General features: G+C 58.8%; 19 protein-coding genes and 5 tRNA genes. 11 read left to right on the top strand and 13 right to left on the bottom strand.

Annotated features, from left to right (window positions below):
- Positions 1–88 precede the first annotated feature (88 nt).
- From HMPREF2562_RS08620 to HMPREF2562_RS08595, 6 genes are all read right to left on the bottom strand, one after another.
- Positions 89–370 carry a GNAT family N-acetyltransferase gene (locus HMPREF2562_RS08620; protein WP_042388192.1) on the bottom strand — a complete coding sequence of 94 codons (282 nt, stop codon included), beginning with the start codon at positions 368–370 and terminating at the stop codon, positions 89–91.
- Between the two features lie 107 nt (positions 371–477).
- Entirely contained in the window at positions 478–933 is a 456-nt protein-coding gene (locus HMPREF2562_RS08615) for a hypothetical protein (protein WP_049190265.1), read from the bottom strand.
- A 157-nt stretch (positions 934–1,090) separates the two neighbouring features.
- Positions 1,091–1,163: transfer RNA gene (locus HMPREF2562_RS08610), tRNA-Phe, on the bottom strand.
- 19 nt (positions 1,164–1,182) lie between these two features.
- Positions 1,183–1,259: transfer RNA gene (locus tag HMPREF2562_RS08605), tRNA-Asp, on the bottom strand.
- Between the two features lie 481 nt (positions 1,260–1,740).
- Positions 1,741–1,814 (bottom strand) — tRNA-Asp (locus HMPREF2562_RS08600).
- Positions 1,815–1,828: 14 nt separating this feature from the next.
- A tRNA-Glu gene (locus HMPREF2562_RS08595) sits at positions 1,829–1,904 on the bottom strand.
- Between the two features lie 200 nt (positions 1,905–2,104).
- On the opposite strand from HMPREF2562_RS08595, the gene HMPREF2562_RS08590 reads away from it, so the two are divergent.
- A complete protein-coding gene (locus HMPREF2562_RS08590; RefSeq protein WP_016421372.1) occupies positions 2,105–2,635 on the top strand; it encodes an NUDIX hydrolase in 531 nt (176 codons plus the stop codon).
- A gap of 76 nt (positions 2,636–2,711) precedes the next feature.
- Here HMPREF2562_RS08590 and HMPREF2562_RS08585 read toward each other — a convergent pair.
- Positions 2,712–2,784 (bottom strand) — tRNA-Lys (locus tag HMPREF2562_RS08585).
- A 202-nt stretch (positions 2,785–2,986) separates the two neighbouring features.
- Between HMPREF2562_RS08585 and HMPREF2562_RS08580 the strand changes: the two genes are divergently transcribed.
- The 6 genes from HMPREF2562_RS08580 (at position 2,987) to phoU (ending at position 11,046) form a co-directional block, all read left to right on the top strand.
- Positions 2,987–4,576, top strand: a complete 1,590-nt coding sequence (locus HMPREF2562_RS08580; RefSeq protein ID WP_049190245.1) for a cytochrome ubiquinol oxidase subunit I — start codon at positions 2,987–2,989, stop codon at positions 4,574–4,576.
- A gap of 19 nt (positions 4,577–4,595) precedes the next feature.
- Positions 4,596–5,612, top strand: coding sequence for a cytochrome d ubiquinol oxidase subunit II (cydB, locus tag HMPREF2562_RS08575; RefSeq protein WP_049190244.1), 1,017 nt, complete (start codon positions 4,596–4,598; stop codon positions 5,610–5,612).
- A 29-nt stretch (positions 5,613–5,641) separates the two neighbouring features.
- Positions 5,642–7,192 carry an ABC transporter ATP-binding protein/permease gene (locus HMPREF2562_RS08570; RefSeq protein WP_083280629.1) on the top strand — a complete coding sequence of 517 codons (1,551 nt, stop codon included), beginning with the start codon at positions 5,642–5,644 and terminating at the stop codon, positions 7,190–7,192.
- Entirely contained in the window at positions 7,189–8,928 is a 1,740-nt protein-coding gene (cydC, locus tag HMPREF2562_RS08565; protein WP_016421376.1) for a thiol reductant ABC exporter subunit CydC, read from the top strand. Before HMPREF2562_RS08570 ends, cydC begins: the two co-directional genes overlap by 4 nt.
- Positions 8,929–9,060: 132 nt before the next feature.
- On the top strand, positions 9,061–10,218 hold the full coding sequence (gene dusB / locus HMPREF2562_RS08560) for a tRNA dihydrouridine synthase DusB (RefSeq protein WP_042388893.1): 1,158 nt from the start codon (positions 9,061–9,063) through the stop codon (positions 10,216–10,218).
- Positions 10,219–10,308: 90 nt separating this feature from the next.
- The gene (gene phoU / locus HMPREF2562_RS08555; protein WP_080969597.1) at positions 10,309–11,046 is read left to right on the top strand and encodes a phosphate signaling complex protein PhoU; all 738 of its coding nucleotides are present in this window, start codon (positions 10,309–10,311) and stop codon (positions 11,044–11,046) included.
- 451 nt (positions 11,047–11,497) lie between these two features.
- Here the strand turns inward: phoU and pstB are convergent, their stop codons facing one another.
- From pstB to mshD, 5 genes are all read right to left on the bottom strand, one after another.
- Positions 11,498–12,274 (bottom strand): phosphate ABC transporter ATP-binding protein PstB, encoded by a 777-nt coding sequence (gene pstB / locus HMPREF2562_RS08550; protein ID WP_016421380.1) that lies wholly within the window; start codon positions 12,272–12,274, stop codon positions 11,498–11,500.
- 48 nt (positions 12,275–12,322) lie between these two features.
- A complete protein-coding gene (gene pstA, locus HMPREF2562_RS08545) occupies positions 12,323–13,216 on the bottom strand; it encodes a phosphate ABC transporter permease PstA (protein WP_042388200.1) in 894 nt (297 codons plus the stop codon).
- A gap of 77 nt (positions 13,217–13,293) precedes the next feature.
- Positions 13,294–14,337 carry a phosphate ABC transporter permease subunit PstC gene (gene pstC, locus HMPREF2562_RS08540; RefSeq protein ID WP_049173061.1) on the bottom strand — a complete coding sequence of 348 codons (1,044 nt, stop codon included), beginning with the start codon at positions 14,335–14,337 and terminating at the stop codon, positions 13,294–13,296.
- 237 nt (positions 14,338–14,574) lie between these two features.
- A complete protein-coding gene (gene pstS / locus HMPREF2562_RS08535; protein ID WP_016421383.1) occupies positions 14,575–15,672 on the bottom strand; it encodes a phosphate ABC transporter substrate-binding protein PstS in 1,098 nt (365 codons plus the stop codon).
- Between the two features lie 341 nt (positions 15,673–16,013).
- Positions 16,014–16,922 (bottom strand): mycothiol synthase, encoded by a 909-nt coding sequence (gene mshD, locus HMPREF2562_RS08530; RefSeq protein ID WP_070549874.1) that lies wholly within the window; start codon positions 16,920–16,922, stop codon positions 16,014–16,016.
- 81 nt (positions 16,923–17,003) lie between these two features.
- Between mshD and HMPREF2562_RS08525 the strand changes: the two genes are divergently transcribed.
- Both HMPREF2562_RS08525 and HMPREF2562_RS08520 read left to right on the top strand, forming a co-directional pair.
- Complete coding sequence (locus HMPREF2562_RS08525; protein WP_016421385.1) at positions 17,004–17,861, top strand: LmeA family phospholipid-binding protein; 858 nt, start codon at positions 17,004–17,006, stop codon at positions 17,859–17,861.
- A gap of 101 nt (positions 17,862–17,962) precedes the next feature.
- A complete protein-coding gene (locus HMPREF2562_RS08520) occupies positions 17,963–18,643 on the top strand; it encodes a heme-binding beta-barrel domain-containing protein (protein WP_016421386.1) in 681 nt (226 codons plus the stop codon).
- A 77-nt stretch (positions 18,644–18,720) separates the two neighbouring features.
- Here HMPREF2562_RS08520 and HMPREF2562_RS08515 read toward each other — a convergent pair whose 3' ends face one another.
- The gene (locus HMPREF2562_RS08515; RefSeq protein WP_049190238.1) at positions 18,721–19,608 is read right to left on the bottom strand and encodes an aminodeoxychorismate lyase; all 888 of its coding nucleotides are present in this window, start codon (positions 19,606–19,608) and stop codon (positions 18,721–18,723) included.
- Between the two features lie 80 nt (positions 19,609–19,688).
- On the opposite strand from HMPREF2562_RS08515, the gene HMPREF2562_RS08510 reads away from it, so the two are divergent.
- Both HMPREF2562_RS08510 and HMPREF2562_RS08505 read left to right on the top strand, forming a co-directional pair.
- Positions 19,689–20,843, top strand: a complete 1,155-nt coding sequence (locus HMPREF2562_RS08510; protein ID WP_049190237.1) for a CAF17-like 4Fe-4S cluster assembly/insertion protein YgfZ — start codon at positions 19,689–19,691, stop codon at positions 20,841–20,843.
- 260 nt (positions 20,844–21,103) lie between these two features.
- Complete coding sequence (locus tag HMPREF2562_RS08505; protein ID WP_005511943.1) at positions 21,104–21,286, top strand: DUF3073 domain-containing protein; 183 nt, start codon at positions 21,104–21,106, stop codon at positions 21,284–21,286.
- Positions 21,287–21,514 lie beyond the last annotated feature (228 nt).

Raw genomic sequence — 21,514 nt, 5'->3', positions numbered from 1 at the left:
AAGTCAGACACACTTTTTGCTACTTAACCCGCTCTTCCTATCGTGAGCAGCCGGCCGGCTGCTTTGTGCGTTCTTTGCCCTTCAGCGACTAGTCAGCCAGTAGATCCTGGTATTCCGGGTTTTTCTCCACGAAGTTGGCAACAGCGGAGCAGCTGGTGCGAATCTTTCGGTTGTTCTTCCGAACATCATCCAACGCGCCTGCGATAAGCGGCTTGGACAGGCCTTGTCCACGGAACTTGCCATCTACAACCGTGTGGTCAAAGTCCAGGGCACCTTCCACCGGGGTGTAAGCGGCAAAGCCGGCCTCTTCTCCCTCCACGGTGAGAACGTAGCGCTGACCGGCCTCATCATGCGAAATAGTGTGTGCCATTTTCGGAATCACTTCCCTCTCATGGTTGTGAAGCGTCGTCATTGCAAACGACTCTTAGGATGTAACCCAGATAACAGCTCTCGCTTCGGATTAATTCCGAATCCCGGCTAGTTCTGCACTAGCGGGGGTTCGCCCGGGTGCTCGTCGGCACGCCCGACAGCGACACGGCACGGGACATCGCCCTTCGCGACCTTAGTCGCAGCCTCCCCCTCTGCCCACCCCGGGCTGACGGCCTCAGCGAGCGGGCCTGCCAGATCCGCCATTTCGCAGTGAGACAGCCCCGGAGCCACCACACTGATGCGGTAACGCTTCCGATCCCCCGGATCCATGCCCGGGTTGGCCTCCGCCCACAAATCAGCGAGCGAAGAGGTGCGCCCCACATCGGGCATGACATCCTCGTAGACGTTGACTTCCTGATCCGGAATCAGTTCCGCGAGCACCCCACGAACCTTCTCAGCAGCCGATTGGCTGCCCTCAGCATCCGTGTAGACGAAGATGCGCACGACCCACGGCAGCGTCTTATCGTGGGACAGCGTTCCTGCTGAGGCGAATTCCTTACTCATGCACAACATCCTATCCGCTAGGGTGTGTACGCGGTTTAATTTCCCCCACTTTAAGGCTTTCGCACGGCTCGATGCACTGTGCTTTACGACGATCCCCGCGACAAACACCTGGTAAAACAAAGAATCCCCAGCCCGTTTCCGGACTGGGGATTAATTGTGGCCAGAAGCGGGATCGAACCGCTGACCTTCCACTTTTCAGGCGGACGCTCTACCGACTGAGCTATCTGGCCAGACTTGAATTTAATCAAGTGGCGACCCTGACGGGACTTGAACCCGCGACCTCCGCCGTGACAGGGCGGCGCGCTAACCAACTGCGCCACAGGGCCTTAAATGCCGTGCTCAACTTTCTGGATTACCAGCGCTGTGCACGAGTTGTTACTCTACAGAACAGCGCTGAACATAAGCAAATCGCCAGTTCATGGCAGATATTTTAAGTTGAAAACTGACATCCAGCCCCGGGTCTCGGGGCATCCTAGACTGTGGCAAAAGCTCTCCCCACCAAACCCGGGTAAAGCCCCCCTCTCCCCCAGTGACACCGATGCGAGTTACTGACTACGTTTATGACTGGCGGCGTTGGGGCGATGCAAGTTACTGACTACGTTTATGACAAAAATAGCCCGAAAAATGGCCTGAAAGTGTCATAAACTCATACAGTTTCACATTTGCAGCCCGTAGTTTTTGGCTTCTCACCAGTCACCATCTTGAGAATCAGACACACTTTTTGTCCATTACCCACGCCGACGCCCAGCGCACCACTAACCAAAAGCAAAAAACGCCAGCTCCAACCGGAACTGGCGTTTAGAATTGCGACCCTGACGGGACTTGAACCCGCGACCTCCGCCGTGACAGGGCGGCGCGCTAACCAACTGCGCCACAGGGCCATCATGATTTTTAGTGGTACTCCCAACGGGATTCGAACCCGTGTTGCCGCCGTGAAAGGGCGGAGTCCTAGGCCTCTAGACGATGGGAGCCCGACTTAACGCTGCAAAGAGTTGGCCACTCAATGGCATATTCCGCGTACATCTGCAGTGTATGAACATTGCAATTGCGCGCGCTCTTGGCAACGTAAAGAACTATAGAGGATAAGTACCCTTTTCCCAAAATCCACGGTTGAACTGGAGTTTCTTACTATTTCCGCGGACGCTACTAGTACTCAGATAAGCTCGCAACTATGGCAATTCCGGATTTCATTGTTCAGCTCCGCGAAAAAGTGGGCCACGCTCCGCTCTGGCTCCCCGGTGTCACGGCTATCGTCATTCGCGATGTTCCGCCGAATGCACCGATGTACGCCTTGCCCGAGGTCTTGCTGGTTCGTCGCTCCGATAATGGTGAATGGACCCCAGTCACCGGAATTATCGACCCGGACGAGCAGCCTCACGACGCCGCCGTGCGAGAGGTAAAGGAAGAAACGGGACTCGATGTCACAGTTGAGGCCCTGCTTGGCACTGGCGCCGTTGGCCCTATCGAACACCTCAACGGCGATGTTGCCTCATATCTGGATATCTCCATGCGCTGCAGTGTTGTTGGCGACGACGTCCCCTATGTCGCTGATGATGAATCCACTGATGTCGGATGGTTCCAGATCTCACAGATGCCACCGATGAAGCCACGCTTCCGCCTGATAGTCGCCGATGCAGTGGCGCAGCTCAAGCACCCGGCGGGCTTCAAGCCACGGATGGGCTACCACAAGCGGGAGAAGTAGGTGCCGCAGAAGGAAAAATACAGGCAAGATACGACAAAACCCCAGGCCGTTGATGACCTGGGGTTTTTCGTGCTTGTGGGCCCTGCGGGGCTCGAACCCGCGACCTGCGGATTAAAAGTCCGTAGCTCTACCAGCTGAGCTAAAGGCCCGCGCAACAAAATAGCCTAGCAATAGCGCGCCGATTTTTGATAATTGCCCCCTCGAGAGTCGATAAGTTCACGCCCCGGAACTTTTTACCCCTCCTGTCCGACTGAATTAATAAGCAGGAATACTGCGGACACTTGATGCAGGCTTCGACAAATCCGTCGGAGTACACGCATCGTTTATGTCTACTTTTTCAGTCGAGGAAACATGGATGTCGTCGATATATCTCGTTGGCAATTTGGCATAACCACCGTCTACCACTTCATTTTTGTCCCGCTGACAATTGGTCTAGCTCCGCTCGTCGCGCTCATGCAGACACTGTGGGCCACGACGAAAAATGACCTCTGGTACCGAGCGACACGATTTTTCGGCACCATCTTCATTATTAACTTCGCCATGGGCGTAGCCACGGGTATCGTCCAGGAATTCCAGTTCGGTATGAACTGGTCGGAGTACTCCCGCATGATCGGTGATGTCTTCGGCGGCCCGCTGGCTCTTGAAGGACTCATCGCGTTCTTCCTGGAATCCACCTTCCTGGGCCTATGGATTTTCGGCTGGGGGCGTATCCCCACCTGGATGCACACGCTCTCGATTTGGATTGTCGCTATTGCGGTGAATATCTCGGCGTATTTCATCATCGTCGCCAATTCGTTCATGCAGCATCCTGTAGGCGCGGTCTACAACCCGGAAACCGGCCGCGCAGAGCTTACAGACTTTGGCGCACTGTTGACCAACTCCACTGCCTTGGCAGCTTTCCCGCATGCCGTGGCCAGCTCTTTCCTTACCGCCGGCACGCTCGTTGTCGGCGTCAGTGGCTGGTGGCTGGTTCAGAGCCGCCGCGGTGGCCAGAGCAATACTGTTCACGAACGGACGTTTCACAAGTCCATGAAGGTCGGGCTCTGGACAACTGTGCTCAGCTCGCTGGCGGTGTTTATCACCGGCGATATCCAGGCCAAGCTTATGTTCGAGCAGCAGCCGATGAAGATGGCATCGGCCGAGTCCCTGTGCCACACGCAGACAGATCCAATGTTCTCGATTCTGACCGTCGGTACGCACAACAATTGCGACTCGGTGCTGCATCTCATCGAGGTGCCATGGGTGCTGCCTTTCCTGGCCGAGGGCAAGTTCAGTGGCGTCACGCTCCAGGGCGTGCAGGACCTGCAAGAAAAAGCTGAGGCGGTCTTCGGCCCAGGCAATTACTCTCCGAATCTGTTCGTCACATACTGGTCTTTCCGCGCCATGATTGGGCTCATGGTCGGTTCTCTGGCTATCGCGTTTTTCGCTTGGCTATTTACTCGCAAGGGGCGCGTGCCGACGGGCAAGCGAGCCCGCATTTTCGCCGCTTGCAGTATCCTCGCGATTCCGTTCCCGTTCTTGGCCAGCAGCGCTGGCTGGATCTTTACGGAGATGGGCCGTCAGCCCTGGATTGTGCACCCGAACCCGGATCACGCGGGCGACCCGCGCACCGAGCTGATTCGCATGACCGTCGATATGGGTGTGTCCGACCACGCACCGGCCACGGTGATTATCACCCTGGTGGGCTTTACCCTGCTCTACCTGATTTTGGCAGTGGTGTGGTTCTGGTTGATTCGCCGCGCAGTTATTGCCGGACCTCCGACCGAATCCGCTGAGGCAATCAACGCCATCGGCAATGACCCCGAGCACGCTGGCCCATCGTCCCCAATCGCTACCGATCTGGGCGCGATCATCTCGTCTCCGGTTCGATTCAACAAGGTCCATGCCCAGTCCGCTGCCAGCCCCGACTCCGAAGTCTCCGCGACTGAGGACACAAAGTAGATAAGGATGTATCTCTGACATGTTCGGATTAGATCTTCCCGTTTTGTGGTTTATCCTGATCGCGTTCCTCTTCGCTGGCTACTTCCTGCTCGAGGGCTTTGACTTCGGCGTCGGAATGCTGCTGCCGTTCGTTGGCCGCGATGAACCGCGTCGTAAAGCGATGCTCGGAACTATCGGGCCGGTATGGGACGGCAACGAAGTGTGGCTAATTACCGCTGGCGGCGCGCTCTTCGCGGCATTTCCGGAATGGTATGCGTCCATGTTTTCCGGCTTCTACCTGCCGCTCTTCCTGATTCTGGTGGCGTTGATTGTCCGTATTGTCGGGCTGGAATGGCGCTTCAAAGTCAACGATGAGCGCTGGCGCGCCTGGTGCGACCGCGCAATCATCTTCGGCTCCTGGTTGCCGCCGATTCTGTGGGGCGTAGCGGTCGCGAACCTGGTGCGTGGTGTCCCGCTGAATGCCGACAAGAACTTGGACTCCGGCTTTAGTACCCTGCTCGGGTTGCTGAACCCGTACGCCCTGGTCGGCGGGATTGCGTTTGCGGCTGTGTTCGCTCTTCACGCAGTTACGTTCCTGCGGCTGAAGACCGCCGGCAAGCTACGCGACGAGGTCGGCAACGCCGCTCGAATTCCGGCACTGTCGGCGCTGATATTTGGCGGCGTGTTCCTCATCTGGACACAGCTGGGCTACGGAAAGACCTGGCTGTGGGCTGTTGTCGTCATCGCCGTCGCGGGGTTGGTCATTGCCATCTCCGCAACCGTAGGCAACCGCGATGGCATCGCTTTTTCCGCAACCGCGGTCACCGTAGTCGCCGTCACCACCGTTGTCTTCGGCGCCATGTACCCGTATCTGATGCCGACGACGCTTGCCGACGGCGTTTCCCTCGATATCTGGAATTCCGCCTCTAACCCTTACACGCTGAAAATCATGACCTGGACCGCGCTGGTGATTACCCCACTGGTGATTGCCTACCAGGCGTGGACATACTGGGTATTCCGCAAGCGGTTGATGGCTGAACGTAAGGTCTCGCAGTAGACCGTCCGTTGGAGGTTAGTTTCTAAAAAGTGGCACCTGTCGATCCGAAACTATTCAAGCTGTCGGCCCCAGCCTGGCGTTGGGTCATTTTCGCGGGCGCACTGACCGCCGCGAGCACAGGTGCCACAATCGCGTTGGGGCTGGCAATCGGCACTATTACGGCGCAGGTTCTGGGTGAGGCAACTCCTAATTGGACATTATTCGCGCTGATAGCCACGGCCGCTGTACTCGTTCGGGTGGCCTGCTCCTACGCGCTCGTGCGTTTCGGCCAATCTGCGGGTGCACGCGTGGCCACAGACCTGCGCAGCCGGGCACTGCGAGCCCTGGCTCTGCGCGATCCTCGCACTGTCGACACCGCGCACTGGCGCGCATTGCTTTCGGTCGGGCTCGATGGTGTGGCCGTCTACGTGGCGGAATTCCTCCCCGCACTGGTGGCCGCAGCGCTGGCTACCCCGATGGCACTGGTCGCAGTCGCATGGTTGGACCTCCCATCGGTTGCCATCGCGGTTGTCACGCTGCCACTCATTCCACTGTTCATGTGGCTGGTAGGTCGCCTCACTGAGGGCCGCACAGAACGCCGTCTGGCCGACATCGGCACGGTGCGTGGTCAGATTCTCGACCTGGTCATCGGCCTGCCAACGCTCAAAGCGCACAACATGGCCGACACCCCCAGCGAGGAAATCAAGCGCCTGTCGACCCGCCACCGGAAATCCACCATGGAGGTCCTGCGCATCGCTTTCCTATCCGCGTCGGTCCTGGAATTCCTCACCACCCTGTCAATCGCCCTCATCGCCGTCGGCATCGGTTTCCGACTTCTGGGAGGCCACATGACGCTGGCAACCGGCCTGGCAGTGCTCATCATCGCCCCAGAAATCTATGGCCCGGTGCGCCAGGTTGGCCAGAAATTCCACGCCGCCCAGGACGGTGTGGTCGCTGCCACCGAAGTCACGGAACTGTTAGACAAGGACGCTGGCCAGACTCCAAACTCCACAGACACCACCTCTGAAACTGTGGAAGAGGTGGCCGAAGGAACGTCGTCAAGCAGTGTCCACAGCGCCCCCACGGTCGTGTTCGAACGCCTTTCCGCGCCGGGGCGAGACGGCGTGCGGCCAAGTGAATTAAGCGCCATCGCGCAGCCAGGCACAGTGACGGTGCTGGCGGGGCCGAACGGCGTGGGCAAGACGACAGCGCTGCTTGCGGTCGCCGGCATCGTGCACGAGGGGTTGGAAGGCTCCGTAACTATTCGCGACGGCCAGCGCATTCTCCGTGACCAGGATCTGCTGCGGCGCATCGCGTGGCTGCCCCAGCGCCCAGTGTTGGACGCAGCGACGGTGGGAGACAATTCGCGGCGCTCGCTCGGGCAACGTCAGCGGGAGGCGCTTCGGCGCGAGCTTGCCGACGACACCCGCGACCTCGTCCTCCTCGATGAACCGACAGCTCACCTGGATGCCGACAGTGCGCAGTCCGTGATTAGGCTCCTGCACGCACGTGCCCGGCGCGGAGCCACAGTGATTGCCACCAGCCATGATCCGCTGTTGATTGCGGCCGCCGACGGCGTGGTGGAGGTGCAGTCGCGATGACTACTCTGCAAGCGCTTCGTCGCCTGGTGAAACCCCGCGACCTGGTGTGGCCGGTGTTGGCGGGCATCATCACGCTGCTGTCCGCGCTGAGTCTGACCGTGGTGTCGGCGTGGCTGATTACGCGTTCTTGGCAGATGCCACCGCTGATGGACATCACCTTGGCGGTGACGTCTGTGCGCGCGCTGGGTATTTCGCGAGCTGCGTTTCGATACCTCGACCGGTTGGTCTCCCACGATGTGGCGTTGCGCACCGCCGAGCGCTCGCGCGTGAAGCTATGGGAGCATTTCGTGGCCGACCGTACGCTGGCGCTGCGTGAGCGTTCCGATATTGTCACAGCGCTTGGGGCGAATATTGACGCACTTGCCGATGCCGTCGTGCGATCAATAGTGCCCGCATTGGTGGCGCTGATGACCTCTCTCATCGCCGTCATTTTTGTGGCTCTACTCTCGCCTGCCGCTGCGGTTCTCCTGGCGGTGGGACTGCTTCTGGCCGGCGGTGTTGCTCCTTACCTGACGTATCGCACCACTGCGCGCTCAAGTCAGCGTCGCGCGGCCGCGCTTCAGTCGCATGCCGCTGCCGTCGAAGCGCTGCTTTCCGACGCCGCCGGCCTGCGTATCCACGGCCAGTTGGATGAGGCAGTCTCTGCCGCGTCATCCTCCAGCAAAACGGTTGCGGCCATCGATGACGCCGCAGGTCGAGCAAATGCCCGCGCCTCCGCACTGAGCACCGCGGCTAGCGTGTTGACCGCTGTCCTGACCGTGGTCGTAGCGTCGTGGTTAGTGACGGATTCGGCCGGGGGCGCTGGCGGCGGTTTGCTGCACTCTCCCGAGTGGCTGACGGTTCTGGTTCTGGTGCCGCTGGCGGCTTTTGAGTCGGTTGGTCCGCTGCCAGCTGCTGCGCAAACACTGGCGCAATCGAGGGAAGCCTTGCTGACGCTCGCGTCAAGTGCGAGTGAATCAGGGGAAGCGGATGCCATGCGCTCAGCCCCAGTCCCCACAGCGCCAATCCACACGTCCCCGCTCGCTCAGAACCACCTGACAGTTCGGCCAACTCTGCAGGTTCAAGACTTAATCGTGGGCTACCCCGACGACAACAGTTCGAATACTGCGGAAGAGCCCGCTGCCCAGCCAGCTCAACTGCCGATGCAAAACTTCGAGGTCACCTTTGGCGACTACCGGGAGATCACGGCGCCGTCGGGAAGCGGAAAGACCACGCTGCTGAAGACAATCGCCGGACTAATCCCGCCGGTTGCGGGCACGGTGACTATCACTGACGGAGACGGACGTGAGCTGTGGCGCAGTGCGGCAAGTGCCGGAGAGCCCCACGTAAACACGGAGCAGTGCGACTTGGTGCGTTTTATCGCCGAGGATGAGCACATTTTCGCCACGACGGTGCGGGACAACATCTCTATTGGTAACCCGCAGGTCAGCGACGATGACATCTACTCCGTACTGGACGCCGTGGGCCTGCGCAATTGGGTCGATGCCGCACCCGACGGCCTGGACACGATTCTGGACAGCGGCGCGGACAGTCTCTCGGGTGGTCAGCGGCGCAGGCTCATTCTCACCCGGGCACTTGTCAGCACAGCGCCAATCCTGCTTCTCGACGAACCCACCGAACACCTCGACGAAGAGTCGAACCACATCCTGGAAATTCTTCGGAATACCACCGACCTGCCCGGTGGGAGGGGTCGCCGGACGGTGATCGTCGTCAGGCATCCGCGGACGCAGCGCTAACCGGGGCGATTCAACCGGCCGCCCAAAACAGATTCGAAAACGGCAGTTCAGCGTGACACAATACTGTACGTGTTAGATACCTCCACGAGTCCACTCAGCGCCGCCAAGCCCGCCGATGCCACGTCCGCGCACATGCACATCGGCCCCTTTGAGCTCGCTTCCCCCGTGGTACTCGCTCCGATGGCCGGTGTCACCAACGTGGCATTCCGAACGCTGTGCCGCGAGCAGGAGCTGCAGCGTACAGGCACGGTCTCGGGCCTCTATGTCTGCGAGATGGTCACCGCGCGAGCACTGGTCGAGCACAACGAGAAGACCATGCACATGACCACCTTCGCGCCTGACGAAAACCCGCGCAGCCTGCAGCTCTACACCACTGACCCGAAGTGGACCTACGAGGCCGCAAAGATGATTGTCGACGAAAACCTCGCCGACCACATCGATATGAACTTCGGCTGCCCGGTACCGAAGGTCACTCGCAAGGGCGGCGGCTCGGCACTGCCGTATAAGCGCCGTCTCTTCGGCAACATCGTCGCCGCAGCGGTAAAAGCCACTGAGGGCACGGACATCCCGGTGACCGTGAAATTCCGCGTCGGTATCGACGACGAGCACCACACGCATCTCGATGCCGGCCGCATCGCCGCTGAGATGGGCGCCCAGGCTGTGGCTCTGCATGCCCGCACCGCAGCGCAGCGCTACTCCGGCCACGCTGACTGGTCGCAGATCGCGCGGCTGAAGGAGCACATGGTCGACTCCGGCTACAGCGATATCCCGGTGCTTGGCAACGGCGACATCTTTGCCTCCACCGATGCCCGCAAAATGCTCGACGAGACCGGCTGCGACGGTGTCGTCGTCGGTCGCGGCTGCCTTGGCCGCCCGTGGCTGTTCGCGCAGTTGTCCGCCGAGCTGCGTGGCGAAGAAGTGCCGCCGGCACCAACATTTGGTGAGGTCGCGGGGATTATCCGTCGTCACGCGGAACTGCTCGTGGAGCACGAGGGCGAACGTAAGGGCTGCCGCGACCTGCGCAAGCACATCGCCTGGTACCTGCGCGGTTACCCTGCCGGCAGTGAGGTGCGGAAGTCTCTTGCGCGCGTCGATTCGCTGGCAACGCTCGACGAGATTCTCGCACCGCTTTACGACGGCCCCAGCGCCCACGCCCGCCCGGAGGACGCCGACGGCGCCCGCGGCCGACAGGGGTCCCCTGCAAAGGTGGTCTTGCCGGAGGGCTGGCTGGACGACCCGGAGGACGACACCGTGCCCGAGGGCGCGGAGATTATGCACTCCGGTGGCTAAGCTTCGGTTCTGAGCGAGTGTTTACATAACTTTACGAGGGGTAATTGGGGGCTCCCCACTAACGCGCGACGTTGTTGAGGATTGCCTACTATGGAACGCATGCGCACTGTCTACCGAGAACAAATGGACAACTTGGCCCACAGCCTGATTGTGATGTGTGACCGAGTTGGCTCCATGCACAAGCTTGCGAACAAGGCCCTCTTCGAGGCTGATTTGGTCTCGGCTGAAACAGTTCTTTCCCAGATTGATTCTCTTGAGGACCTACGCCAGGATGCGGAGCAGCGAGCCTTCGAGCTGTTGGCCCGCGAAGCTCCTGTGGCTGGTGATCTCCGACAGATTGTCAGTGGCCTCTACATTGTCGAGGACATCTCCCGCATGGGCGCGTTGAGTGTGCATATTGCCAACGTTGCCCGGCGTCGCCACCCGAACAAGGCACTGCCGGAGCCCGTGGAGGGGTTCTTCCGCGAGATGGCCTCCGTATCTGAGCAGATGACGCACGAAACCCGTCAGGTGCTCATCGACTACGACGTTGACCAGGCATTGGCCTTGGATAAGACCGATGACAGCATCGATGACATTCACCAGCACCTGTTTACGCTGACCAACGACGATAATTGGCCGCACTCCCCTGCGCAGACAGTGGATGTCACTCTGCTGAGCCGCTTCTACGAGCGTTACGCGGATCACGCTGTCGAGGTTGCCGCCCGGATTATTTACCTGGCCACCGGTTACAAGCGCGATGTCTACCTGGACAAGCTTGAGGACGAACGCGACCAGCGCAGCTTTAACCAACGCCTGCAGGCCTTGGAGCGTCACCTGCGGATGTAGGTCCGTGAAGTTGCAGGCTGTTGGGGGTTGGGCTGTAGGGCTGCTGGGCGGGGCTGGGTGTTGGGCTGAGCTGTAGGGATGTTGGGGGTGGCTGCTGGCCTGGGGCGCGGGTTTTTAGGCCGGAGTGGAGCCGTTTTTAAGCCACACCAGGCTAAACACCTCCCCAGCCACAACACCGCCTCAAACCGAGAAACTGACTAGGTTTATGACACTTTACTGTGAGTAAACGCTATTCATCTGACATAAACCTAGTCAGTAACTGCTTGATCCCGCCACAAAAACTGTTTTCCCCGGCACAAATCACCTCCGCGGTTAGACAATCAGGTGGCAAAACATGTGCGCGACATAGCAATCTCATAAACTGCAACAACAATAAGAGCCCCGTACCTCGCGTGAACACGCGTGAGGTACGGGGCTCTTTCTTTTGCTTATTACGGCATACGCCAAGCGTTTAACCGAAGCGACCGGAGATGTAGTCCTCGGTTTCCTTCTTGTCTGGATTCTCGAAGATCTTCTTGGTCGGGCCAACCTCAACCAGGCGACCCGGCTTACCGGTTGCCTCGAGGGAGAAGAATGCGGTCTGATCGGACACACGAGCTGCCTGCTGCATGTTGTGGGTCACGATGACGATGGTGAATTCTTCCTTCAGCTCATGAATCAGGTCCTCGATTGCCAGAGTGGAAATCGGGTCCAGTGCGGAACACGGCTCGTCCATCAGCAGAACTTCCGGCTCAACTGCAATTGCGCGTGCGATACACAGACGCTGCTGCTGACCACCAGAGAGGCCGCCACCCGGCTTGTCCAGGCGGTCCTTGACCTCATCCCAGAGGTTGGCGCCGCGCAGGGACTTCTCGGCAACCTCCTGGAGATGAGCCTTGTTCTTAACACCGGCCAACTTCAGGCCAGCCACGACGTTGTCCTCGATGGACATGGTCGGGAACGGGTTCGGACGCTGGAACACCATACCGATGGTGTTACGAACAGAGACCGGATCGATCTTCGGGCCATAGATGTTTTCGCCGTCGAGAAGCACCTCGCCAGTGACGTAGGCACCCGGGATGACCTCGTGCATACGGTTCAGCGAACGGAGCACGGTGGACTTACCACAGCCGGACGGGCCAATGAATGCGGTAACGGAACGCGGCGGGACGTGCAGGTCGACGTTCTGCACAGCGTGGAAATCGCCGTAGTAGATGTTGACATCGTTAAGGTCTAGGCGCTTAGCCATGGTCTTTCAAAAACCTTCCTTGAAATAGCGGACGTTAGGCGCCCAGCATTAACTGCTCTTGACGGAGAACTTGGCGGATATGACGCGCGCCAGGATATTGATGAGGGCAATGATGAGAACCAGCGTGAGCGCTGCGCCCCACATCTTGTCGAATGCCGCACCGGTATTACCGGCCTTGTACATGTCCAGCATGAACAGCGGCAGCGAGGACTGCGACTGGCCGAACGGGTTATAGGTGATGATTCGTGAGGTTGCAACCAGGATCAGCATCGGTGCGGACTCACCCATGACGCGGGCGACGGCCAGCATGATGCCGGTGACGATGCCCGACAGTGCGGTCGGGAGCACGATCTTCAAAATGGTCTTCCACTTCGGAACACCCAGAGCGTAAGAGGCTTCACGCAACTCGTGCGGAACGATGCGCAGCATTTCCTCGGTGTTGCGGACAACGATTGGCAGCATCAGCAGAACCAGCGCCAGCGAGACGGCGAAGCCGGAGCGACTCATGCCGAACATGACCACCCACATCGAGTAGATGAACAGCGACGCGACAATCGACGGCACACCGGAGAGAATGTCGACCATGAAGGTGGTGACCTTGCCCAGGCGGGAGTTACCTGCGTACTCGACCAAGTAGATGGCGACGAAGATACCGAACGGCACGGTCATGAGAGTAGTAACCAGAGCCTGAACCAAGGTACCGACGATTGCATGCGCAACACCGCCGGCAGACGCACCAACGGTGACACCGCGCTGGGATGCAGTCCACCACTCACCACTCAGCAGTGACGGGGTACCTCGGACGACAAGCTCGAAGAGAACCCACACCAGCGGGACCAGAGCAAGAGCCATGCAGAAGTAAATCAGGACCGTGGAGACGCTGTCCGCCACCTTGCGGGAACCCTTAATCTGGGTGAATGCCGACTCGGTGGTGGGGACCATGTCTGCAGGGCCGTGAGGCGAAGAATCAGTAGTTGAACTAGTCATTGTTACTTCTCGTTTCTTTTCCTACGACCTTGCTACTTCTTCGCAATCATTCGGGCTGCGGAGTTGACCACGAAGGTCAGCAAGAACAGCACCAAACCTGCGGACATGTAAGCGCCGGCCTTGAGGTTGTCATTGAACTCCGGTGCCGCATTAGCAATTGCGGTTGCGAAGGTGGTACCACCGTCGAAAAGCGAGCCACGGAATGCCGAGGACGGGGAGATTACGAGGTACAGAGCCATCGTCTCACCGAGGGCACGTCCCAGACCCAGCATCGAGCCGGAGATAAAGCCAGAACGACCGAATGGCAGAATAGCCAGCTTGACCATCTCCCAACGGGTCGCACCGAGAGCCAGCGATGCCTCAATGTGACCACGCGGGGTCTGAACAAAGACCTCACGGGTGGTAGCCGCAATAACCGGCAGAATCATAATTGCCAGCACAATGCCACCGGTGAAGAGGTTTCGACCGGTCTCGAATGCCGGCGAGTTTGGGTACAGGGCAAACATCGGGATAAAGCCCAGCGTCTTAGCCAACCACCCGTACAGACCAGCCAATGCCGGACCGAGAGCCATAAAGCCCCACAGACCGTAAACAATCGACGGCACTGCGGCCAGCAAATCCACGAGGTAACCCAGCGGCTTGACCATCTTCTTTGGAGCATAGGCAGTCAGGAAGATGGCAATACCCAGCGCAACCGGCATAGCCAGAATCAGCGCCAGGATGGAAACCGCGACGGTCACCAGAAACATGTTCGGAATACCGAAGTACATGGCGGAGGTATCCGCCAGGTTCCATCGTTCGGTGTAGGTGAAGAAGTTCGCTTCGTTACGGGACATTGCCGGAACTGCGCGCAGGAGCAGGAACACTGCAATTGCGATGATGGCAGCAGTCACCAATGCGGAAGATCCTACCGCCAGAATCTTGAAGATTCGGTCACCAGGACGAACAACGCCGGTCTGAATGGCTTGCTCTTCCGAGCTCTCGTCGCCGGAGGAATCCACCTGCGGTGCTGAGGACTGCAACAGACTGCTGTCTACAGCCTCCTGCTTCCCTTCAATGGGAGTCGAGGAACTCATGATCTCATTTCCTAAGTAGAAGTGATTTGTGCTTCAACGCACATGAAGACCGATTGGCCTCAGTACCCCTCTACGAGCGGTACCCAATCAACTGAGGTGTCGATATATAAAGCCAACCGGTCTACGTCAGGTTTTCGGCCTACAGCTCAAATCTGCGTGGCCGGCTGAAGTGACCCTCGCGCCAACTGGGGTAACGACAGAGCTCACTCTGCTTTCACCCGCGTTGCACGCAAAGAATTACTTGATAGCGTCAACCGCTGCGGACAGCTTGTCCTTGAACTCACCTTGAACCGGGATGTAACCCAGCTCTTCGAGCTCTGGGCCCTGGCCCTCTTCCAGAACAACCTTCAGGAAGTTCTTAACCAGGTCACGAGTCTGCTCGTCGTAACCAGCGGAGCAGACGATTTCGTAAGTGGTCAGAACCAGCGGGTAAGCGCCTTCCTCATCCATTGCGAACAGAGCGTCGGTGTCAACAACCATGTTGTGACCCTCAGTCTTGAACGTGACGGAATCCAGAGCCTTACCGACGGTGTCGTTGTTCAGCTCAACCGGACCATGACCGAAGTCCATCTTGGCGATGCCCAGGTCCTTGTCCTCAGCGAAGCCAGCCTCGACGTAGGTGATAGCACCGTCGATGTTGGCGACCTCGTTGACAACACCAGCCGAGCCGTTAGCACCCTGGCCAGTAGCAGTCGGGAAGGACTTGGAAGCCTCGTGCTGCCACTGCTCCGGAGCAGCTGCGCTCAGGAACTTCATGAAGTTATCAGTAGTACCGGACTCCTCAGAGCGGTAGACAACCTTGATGTCCTTCTCCGGAAGATCGACACCCTCGTTGACCTCAGCGATCTTCGGGTCGTTCCACTTGGTGATCTTGCCGTCGAAGATTTCAGCAACCAGAGCCGGGGTCAGAGCGACGTCAACACCCTCGAGGTTGTAGGCAACGGCAACCGGACCGATAACCATCGGCAGGTGCCATGCTTCATTGCCGTCGCAGCGCTTCTTAGCCTCTGCGACCTGGTCCTTGCCGTCCTTCTCCTTCAGCGGGGAGTCAGAGCCAGCGAAAGCAACGGTGCCGGCAATGAACTGAGTCTGACCGGAACCAGAGCCAGATGCGTTGTACGACAGGGTCGAGCCGGTCTCTTCAAACTTGGTGGCAAACAAATCCATGGCGCGCTGCTGCGAGGTAGCGCCCTCGCCCTGCAGCTCACCGGTGACGTCAGCCAGACCCTCAACGTTAGAAGCGCCTTCGCCGCCCTCTTCAGAGCAAGCAGCCAGGGTAAGGCTTGCAACAGCGGCCAAACCAATGACAGATGCCGCACGGTTCTTCTTCAGCACAGTAAATCCTCCGGGGTTTTACACAATGAGTGAAACAGTTCACGTGGAACCGCCACACTCCGGTCCACTGCGCTGAACCTATCTACCGATAGTAACCGGAACCTGTTCAGAACATTAACAATTGGTGAACGGCGCAAGTAATTCTTTATTTATCCTCATTTTCCCTGTAAGAGGCCCTAAAATGCGCCCCTGAAACACTGAGGATTGGACAGCATCTCCTCAAAAACACAAGAATCATTGCCCCCGCGCCAGAGGAAAACCACCTAAAACTGAGATAAAGCTAAGCTCCCCCTTCAACAACTCGCCTTCAATAACTCCCCCAATAAACCGAACCGTCGCATCTACGCGCCGTACATCACATCACGGCGGGCCACCTCGAAACCGACCGCACGGTACGTGCGCACTGCCGGCGCATTGTCGCCTTCCACATAGAGAATTACCTTTTCCGCTCCCCGGTTCCGGAGATAGGAAAGCCCAACATTGGTCAGCCATCGCCCCAGGCCACGTCCGCGTGCCTTCGAGCTCAGCCCGATCACATACACCTCACCAGTTGGCACAGACTCCTCGGCGTGCCACTTCGTCCAGTGGAAACCGCAAATCTCCTCCGCACTGTCGCGCGCCCCGGCCACATCCGCAGCAAAGAAAACGCCCTCCGGGTCGAACCACTGCACGTTTCGAGCTCGATCGAGTTGTGGCTGCGACCAACCACCCTGCTCCGGATGCCAGTCAAACGCCTCGTTATTCACAGCCAACCACGCCCGATCCACGGCCGCCTCACCCCACTTCGCACGTGCCGCAGTCAGGGTTAGCGCTTCAACATCATCACGCTTATCGACGTCCCCCGCCGCCTTCTCCAACGCTGAGCTCGAAATGGACATCTGCAACAGCTCGCGGATGACCTTGCGTCCCGTCAACTCTGCCAAACGACTGGCACCGGCAACATCTCCGTGAGCCCAGATAGGCAGGCGCTCGCCGACCTCAGCATCGATGTGCGCTAGCAGCTTCGCCCCCACTCCTTGCTTACGAAACTCCGGGTCAACAGCCATTTCCACAGCATCTGGCGCAACGGCTGCCAGGCCCAAGTAACGGTCGTTCTCAATAATCGCAAAGTGTCGATGCCCGAAAGATTCGTCGTCAAGCCCTCGGACGAAAGCCTCGCCGAACGCCTCCACGCCGTCGGCGGAGTGGGCGTGCTGCAGTAGCGTATCGGCGGCGGTGGTGTCTACGTCAAGCAGTTCGGTTACGTTCATACGCCCCACCCTATACACAGCAGCGAATTCAACACTTCCCCGATGTCGTCTGAGCCAAAAGCGATGGGGTACTAATAGAGTGTGTCCATTTCCCGACGACAGAAGAAGATCGGTGGCTCTATCCTCGCCGTTGCCGCGCTGGTGATTGCCACCGACATGGGCTTCGCCAGCCATGCGGAGTACAAGCTCTCCGAGCATATTCAGGAGACTGCTCAGCTGGAGATGACCCCATACGTCGCCATTGGTGGCAAGGCCTACTTGTCCTCTTTTGTTACGGGAAAATGGAGCTCCGTAACCTCGCGCATCCGCGATGTCGAGGTGCCCGACTTCGGCTTGGTATCTCTGGAGTACGGAGCCTCCAACGTTAAGGTCCCGGCATCGGCGGTGCTCAGCGGTAATTTCCCAGAATCGCCGACGAAGCAGTACTTCACTAAGCTCTCGCTCGACGGTGTCTCTCTGGGAAACAAGCTGGGACTGACAGACTTGAGTATCCAGAGCCTGAAGGACTCCTCCCCCACCGGCGGCTGGGAGACCGAGGCTATCTTCGAGGCCACGCCAGCCGGATGGCAGGGAAAAACCCAGGTTACGGCGAAGTTGCGCATTGTCAGCCGCGACGTGGTCATTACGCCGATGGAGATTATTTCTGCGCCCTCGTCCCCAACGGATTCTAAAAGCCACATCAAACCTGAGCTGTCTGAGGCTGATACGCAGCACATCATGGACACCTTCGCTCTGACGCTGCGGGATTCAGAGATACCGATGGGCATGCCGGCGACTCGCGTGTACGTGTCGGGCGGTTCTATCACCATCGAAGGCGAACAGATTCTGTGCACCGTGTCGCCAACAAACTTCATGCCGCCGACATCCCAGCAGGATGCCGAGGCGTCAGCTCAATCCACGGAGAAGCTGCCGGAGAAGAACTGTCGGGTGCGTCGCTAAGGCCGTCGTCAAGCATCGCCGTTAAGCGTCGGTGCAGCGTTAGCACCATGCGACAACAGCCCATACATGGCCACAAGAGCTTCAGCGGTAGAGTGTGAAGCATGACCGAGAAGAATGGCAGCAACCAGACAGACGCCGCTGCACAGGAGCCTGCAGCTGCGGAAGCCCCTCGCCTCGACGGCAACGAGGCCATCAACCGCGCGGCCGAACAGGCCAAGAGCACCGCTACGCGCAACATCACTGAGCTTGAGGGGCTCCCGATCCCCGACGAGACCGCTAACCTGCGCTTCGGCCCGAATATTCACGACGGCCTGCTGGCACTACTGCCGCTGGTCGGCGTGTGGCGCGGTGAGGGGCAGGCGAACACTGTCGTCGACGGCGAGTACAACTTCGGCCAGCAGCTCATTTTCAGCCACGATGGCGAGAACTACCTGAAGTATGAGTCGCGCATCTGGAAGCTGGACGAAGAAGGCAAGCCGACCGGCCCTGACCAGCGCGAAACAGGATTTTGGCGCATTAACAACGAGGACGAGATTGAGTTCATCTGCGTCCACTCCACCGGCGTCACTGAGATCTACTACGGCAAGCCGGTTTCCGAGCGTGCATGGGAACTGCAGGCAGCCTCCACAATGGTCACTGCTACCGGTCCTGCATCCCTTGGCCCGGGCAAGCGCCTCTACGGTCTGATGCCGAACAACGATCTCGGGTGGGTGGACGAGCGCCTGCGGGATGAGGAATTCGCTCCCCGCATGTCCGCGCAGCTCAAGCGCTACGCGGGCTAGGTTCTCCCCGCTTTACGACGGGCGTTGTGTGGCCTTACTGCGTCGCCCAACTGCATCAAGCCCTACTATTTGGGGCCCTACTGCGTCGCCAGCGCCTTGTCACACAGGTCGCGGAATTCCTTTTCCGCGATTGCATCCGGCTGCCGGATGGGCTCACCATCGATGGACTTAACCACGACCGCGATACGCACCGAAGACACCAGCCATACCGCATCGGCGGTGAATAGGTCCCCGGGCACCAGGACCGTCGGGGTGACTTTCCAGCCGCAGTTGGCGGCTGTTTCAAACAGCGCTGCCTGAGTTGTGCCCGGCAGCACTCCTTCACCGGGGTTGGGAGTCAGCAGTTCATTGCCGCGCTGAACGATGATGGTCGATGTTGGGCCTTCCAAGAGCTTGCCCTCTGCGGACGTGAAGATGACATCGTCAAAACCCTTGGACTTGGCATAGCGCAAAGCGGCCATATTAGCTGCGTATGACAACGTTTTCGCGCCGATGAGCGCCCACGGTGCACGGGAGCCAAGGTCGAGCGAGAAACCGCGCTCTGCAAGCATGACCGATACCGGCTTCAGACGGTTTTCCGCCACCTTTTCCGCGGAGCTAGCCAAAACGTAGCCAGTCGGCTCTCCGGTGGACTCACGACCACGCGAGTACACCCACCGCAACGTCGCATCCCCCTCAATTGACCTATCGCGCAACTCCTGTAGTGCGACCTCGGTAGCCGCCCGCCACTGCTGCAGATCTGGGGTTGGCAAATCCAGCATTAGCGCTGACGATGCGAATCGCTTCTCGTGCCGGTCAGTATTACAGGTATGACCACCCCTGACCAGGAGTGTTTCAAAAACTCCGTCGCCGCGAATAGCTCCGAGATCATCCGCGTAGAGGAACGGCTGTCCTGCCTCGACAGCAATCGGGCCGCCGTCTGCGAAGACGTCGATAAGCACTAGAGAAGAAAGCGAATCCGTCATACACACAAGCTTAATCCATGCTTAATTTGAGGATTTCTGGTTAACATGAGGGAGTGAGTGTTGAGTATGTAAGTCCTTTGATGTCTCACGTGGCTGGCGCCGCTGCCCTCGAACTGGGCGGACAGATGGAAGGTTTGGAGAAGGCCTCAGAGAACGCCCCAGACGGAAACTCAGCGAAAAACGTTGAGCAAACCACAGGGCAAGCTAGCGTGGCATGGCACTACGGCCGTCCGCTGGTAGAGCAACGTCACCTGCAGGAGGACTGCGGCGTAGTAGATCGCTCGTACTACCGCGTTATTGAGGTCACTGGCGAGGATCGCCTGACCTACCTCAACACACTTTTTTCGCAGAAGGTCGACGAAGCCGCTCCCGGCACTGTCACTGAAGCACTGAACCTGGATGCAAACGGTCACGTTCTCCATCACATGACGTTGACTGTTTTGGACGATTCCGTGCTTATCGACGTGCCCCCTGCCGGCTTCGACTCCCTGTTGAAGTACCTGAACATGATGGTGTTCTGGTCCAAGGTGGAAATTGCTGAGGTAGAAAGGGCGATTATTTCCGTCATGGGGCCGAATGCCCCTGAGGTCCTGGTAGCCGCTGGTCTCGCATTCCCGCAGGTGGGTAAAGCTACGACTGTGGGACATTCCTACGTCCGGCACCTGCCGTGGCCACGCGGCGGGCGTGTGGATGTGCTCGTACGCCGACAGGATTTAGTCGGTGCTTGGGACGCGCTGGTGGCCGCTGGCGCCTCCCCAGTCGGCCTGATGGGCTGGGAGGCCGAACGCGTAGTCTCCTTGCGGCCCGAGCTGGGAATCGACGTAGACGAGAAGATGATTCCGCATGAGGCTCCCCGCTGGATTGCTTCTGAATTCGACACGGCTGCCGTGCACTTGGACAAGGGCTGCTATCGCGGCCAAGAGACGGTATCACGTGTCCACAATGTTGGTCGCTCCCCACGAGTTTTGGTGATGCTGCAGCTCGACGGCTCGGCCACCCTGCCGGAAACCGGCAATCCAGTGATGATGGGCAAGCGCGCCGTGGGCCGCGTGGGCACCGTCGTGCAACATGCCGATTACGGCCCGATTGCTTTGGCTCTGCTTAAACGCTCAGCTCAGGAGCGCGAGGGCCTTGTGGTGGGTGACTGCGCCGTGGCCGTCGACCCTTCCTCCATCGACCGCGTTGAGCAGCTGCCGCCGGGCCGTGTGGCCATCAACCGCCTGCGTGGGAAATAGGTAACAGGAAATAGGTAAAGCCACCAGACAGAGTGGTGAAAAAATAACTTTTTCCATTCTTTTTCAGAAAGGACATTTCCCCAGGCCACAGCACATATTGAGTTGTCTGAGCGCGAGGACACGACCCACTATGGGCCTCCCCGCGTAACCCCTTCGTCTAAAAATCGGCTATGGTGTCTTACAGGAATTAACGCAATAAGACATAAGTGGGTCGGCCGTATCCCCGTGCCGCCCCACGGATTACACAAGGGGGTCAGGCCATGGGTCGCGGCCGTGCGAAAGCAAAGCAGGCGAAGGTTGCCCGTCAGCTCAAGTACGATTCACCAGAAATGGATTTGGAACGTCTGCAGCGGGAACTCGTCGGCAAGTCGAACGAGTCCGATCGAGACGACTATTACTCTGACTGGGAGGAATGGGCCTCAGGCGCTGGTCGCGACAGCTAGCGCAAGCTAACCGCTGTCGTATTTTCCGCAAAGCGTTTCTATTTCAATAAAGCAAGCACCCACCAACGATTCCGTTGGTGGGTGCTTGCTTTTGCTTAGTCGACTGCGTTTATGTTCCGCCGATTATGTTCGGCGGTGGCGGATCAATCCGAGTTACTGACTGCGTTTATGACAAAAATCGCCCGAAAAACGGCTCGAAAGTGTCATAAACTCATACAGTTTCACATT

The sequence above is a fragment of the Corynebacterium sp. HMSC077G07 genome, assembly GCF_001809225.1.
GTDB classification, from domain to species: Bacteria; Actinomycetota; Actinomycetes; order Mycobacteriales; family Mycobacteriaceae; genus Corynebacterium; species Corynebacterium jeikeium_D.
This window is presented reverse-complemented; position numbering and strand designations above follow the sequence as displayed.

Coding starts and splice junctions, on each gene's coding strand:
- HMPREF2562_RS08620 (WP_042388192.1), bottom strand. CDS start 370: ATGGCACACACTATTTCGCATGATGAGGCCGGTCAGCGCTACGTTCTC.
- HMPREF2562_RS08615 (WP_049190265.1), bottom strand. CDS start 933: ATGAGTAAGGAATTCGCCTCAGCAGGAACGCTGTCCCACGATAAGACG.
- HMPREF2562_RS08590 (WP_016421372.1), top strand. CDS start 2,105: ATGGCAATTCCGGATTTCATTGTTCAGCTCCGCGAAAAAGTGGGCCAC.
- HMPREF2562_RS08580 (WP_049190245.1), top strand. CDS start 2,987: ATGGATGTCGTCGATATATCTCGTTGGCAATTTGGCATAACCACCGTC.
- cydB (WP_049190244.1), top strand. CDS start 4,596: ATGTTCGGATTAGATCTTCCCGTTTTGTGGTTTATCCTGATCGCGTTC.
- cydC (WP_016421376.1), top strand. CDS start 7,189: ATGACTACTCTGCAAGCGCTTCGTCGCCTGGTGAAACCCCGCGACCTG.
- dusB (WP_042388893.1), top strand. CDS start 9,061: ATGCACATCGGCCCCTTTGAGCTCGCTTCCCCCGTGGTACTCGCTCCG.
- phoU (WP_080969597.1), top strand. CDS start 10,309: ATGGAACGCATGCGCACTGTCTACCGAGAACAAATGGACAACTTGGCC.
- pstB (WP_016421380.1), bottom strand. CDS start 12,274: ATGGCTAAGCGCCTAGACCTTAACGATGTCAACATCTACTACGGCGAT.
- pstA (WP_042388200.1), bottom strand. CDS start 13,216: ATGGTCCCCACCACCGAGTCGGCATTCACCCAGATTAAGGGTTCCCGC.
- pstC (WP_049173061.1), bottom strand. CDS start 14,337: ATGAGTTCCTCGACTCCCATTGAAGGGAAGCAGGAGGCTGTAGACAGC.
- mshD (WP_070549874.1), bottom strand. CDS start 16,922: ATGAACGTAACCGAACTGCTTGACGTAGACACCACCGCCGCCGATACG.
- HMPREF2562_RS08520 (WP_016421386.1), top strand. CDS start 17,963: ATGACCGAGAAGAATGGCAGCAACCAGACAGACGCCGCTGCACAGGAG.
- HMPREF2562_RS08515 (WP_049190238.1), bottom strand. CDS start 19,608: ATGACGGATTCGCTTTCTTCTCTAGTGCTTATCGACGTCTTCGCAGAC.
- HMPREF2562_RS08510 (WP_049190237.1), top strand. CDS start 19,689: ATGTCTCACGTGGCTGGCGCCGCTGCCCTCGAACTGGGCGGACAGATG.
- HMPREF2562_RS08505 (WP_005511943.1), top strand. CDS start 21,104: ATGGGTCGCGGCCGTGCGAAAGCAAAGCAGGCGAAGGTTGCCCGTCAG.